The sequence below is a fragment of the Dethiosulfovibrio peptidovorans genome, from assembly GCA_002748665.1.
In the GTDB taxonomy this organism is placed as follows: Bacteria; Synergistota; Synergistia; order Synergistales; family Dethiosulfovibrionaceae; genus Dethiosulfovibrio; species Dethiosulfovibrio peptidovorans_A.
Window position 1 is genome coordinate 1 of the sequence record PDTB01000039.1, and the last position, 2,357, is coordinate 2,357.

Genomic DNA, 2,357 nt, shown 5'->3' on the forward strand with positions numbered 1-2,357 from the left:
GACAGTTCCCTGGACGCAATGGACCTTTACAAAAAACTGGAACAGGATGTTATTCCCACATACTACGCAAACAAGACACAGTGGGTCCAGATGATGCGCGAGACGATCGCCCTGAACGGCAGTTTTTTCAATACCCATCGGGTGGTCAAGGAATACTGCGAAAAAGCCTACAACATCAGCTTCCGAGGAGTCTGAGCAATGATGGGACCTCTCACCATCCTCCACGTAAGCCCGGAAGCCGTTCCCCTGGCAAAGGTTGGCGGCATGGCCGATGTCGTCGGCAGCTTGCCCGAGGCTTTGAACGGACTGGGGTTCGATGCCCGACTGCTCATGCCCGCATGGGGAGACATCCTGGACGACCTGAAAGGGCAGGGGATCTCTATTACCCATCTTCCCGGAATCCTGGAAATATCCCTGGGAAACAGGCTCTACCGAGGCTCTATCCATCAATGTCACATCGGATCGACGATAGTCTACCTGCTCAGTCAGGCTGACCTATACGGTGGGCCCATCTACCCGGAGGAGACCTCAGAGGAGACCGTCCGTCCTTTCGCTTTTCTCTCCTATGGGGCTCTGATTCTCCCGTCCATCACAGGCTGGGCCCCCGAGGTGTACCACTGCCACGACTGGGTGACCGCCATACTTCCCCTGGCATTGAACGGTCACCCGTGGTTCCGAGGACAAAAGGGAATCCGAAAGACCATGCTCACCATCCACAACCTGGCTCACCAGGGCCTTCTTTCCCCGTCCGCTATGGGAGGTCTCCAGCTCCCTGAAAAGAGCTTTTCCATAGACACCTTGGAATACTTCGGCCAGGTGAATCTCTTGAAAGGTGGAATTATGACCACCGACCACATCACGGTGGTCAGCCCAAGCTACGCCAGAGAGATCGCTACACCGGAGGGAGGACACGGTCTTGACGGTGTCCTTCGCCGGTGCGAGAACAAGCTCACCGGGATCCTCAACGGGCTGAATCTCAAGGACTGGGACCCCAAGACGGACCGGGCTCTTCCCAAGCCCTTCTCGGTCCGGGACCTCTCGGGGAAGGCAGCAGCCCAACAACAGCTCTTGAAAGAAACCGGCCTGGATAGGGGACCGATAGCAGCCGTGGTCAGCAGACTGGTGGAACAAAAAGGCATGGATATTCTGCTCCCGGCTCTAGGCGAACTGGCCGATCAGGGGCTTCGCACGGTGATCGTGGGGAGTGGGGAACCTCGATACGAGAACTGGCTGGCCGCGCTGGAAAGAGAGCATCCCGGCAAAATCCGGTTCTTCAAGGGGTACCACGAGAACCTTGCCCGACTGACATACGCTGGAGCCGATCTGTACCTCATGCCGTCTCTCTTCGAACCCTGTGGGCTCTCCCAGCTCATCGCCCTTCGGTACGGCACCGTGCCCGTGGTCCGTAGAGTAGGGGGGTTGGCCGACACCATAACCGACATGGACGAGCCCGATGGCGTGGGATTCGTTTTCGAGCGGTATGACCGAGACGATTTGATCCGAACGGTACTTCGAGCAATGAAAACCATGGAGGACAGGAAAAGCTGGGAATCCACGGTGCGTCGGGGGATGAGGAGGGATTTTTCCTGGGGAGAATCTGCCAAGATATATGGGAAAATCTATCGCGATATAGTAAGATCGTAAGAGAACACAGGGCTAAAAAGGAGGCAACGGAGGGATGACCCACGAAAAGGAGGGCACACCATGATCAGAGGACAGTTCGGACGGGTCCTGGGTATTGTTTTGGCTGGCGGGAAGGGTGAGCGTCTCATGCCCTTAACAAAATACCGGGCCAAACCAGCGGTTCATTTCGCCGCAAAATATCGCATCGTGGACTTCGCCATCTCCAACTTGGTCAACAGCGGGATCTTCTCCATCTATGTTCTGGTTCAGTTCAAAAGCCAGTCTCTGAACGAACACATCGAACGGGCATGGCAGTTTGGCGGAGCTCTCCGGGGTCGAGATTTCTTTGTCACCCTGGTCCCAGCTCAGATGTGGCGGGGTGAACACTGGTTTGAGGGAACGGCCGACGCCGTCTATCAAAACATGCACCTTGTGTCCCTGTACAACGCGGATAAAATCTGCGTTTTTGCAGCAGACCACGTCTATAAGATGGACGTGGAACAGATGCTGACCTATCACGCCGACCACCAAGCCGACGTAACAGTGGCAGCCAACGTGGTCCCTGCGTCTCAAGCATCCCAGTTCGGCTGCATCCAAACCAACGAGCGAGGACGCATCATAGCTTTCGTTGAGAAACCAGCAGAACCGCCGGAGATCCCAGGACGACCTGGATTCAGCTACGTGTCCATGGGGAACTACGTCTTCGAACGGGAAATCCTTGAAGGAGCCCTTCT

Annotated in this window: 3 protein-coding genes; all 3 read left to right on the top strand. The window is 56.0% G+C overall.

Features of this window, described 5'->3' with window-relative positions; translation table 11 throughout:
* Positions 1-195: alpha-glucan phosphorylase (locus CSA35_09790; protein ID PIE53726.1), on the top strand; the 195-nt coding region annotated here is incomplete at its 5' end.
* A gap of 3 nt (positions 196-198) precedes the next feature.
* Positions 199-1,644, top strand: a complete 1,446-nt coding sequence (locus CSA35_09795; protein PIE53727.1) for a glycogen synthase — start codon at positions 199-201, stop codon at positions 1,642-1,644.
* A 60-nt stretch (positions 1,645-1,704) separates the two neighbouring features.
* On the top strand, positions 1,705-2,357 hold a 653-nt coding region (gene glgC, locus CSA35_09800; protein ID PIE53728.1), incomplete at its 3' end, for a glucose-1-phosphate adenylyltransferase.

What these genes read in the sequence shown, in the direction of transcription:
- CSA35_09795 (PIE53727.1), top strand. Translation starts at nt 199, where the DNA reads ATGATGGGACCTCTCACCATCCTCCACGTAAGCCCGGAAGCCGTTCCC.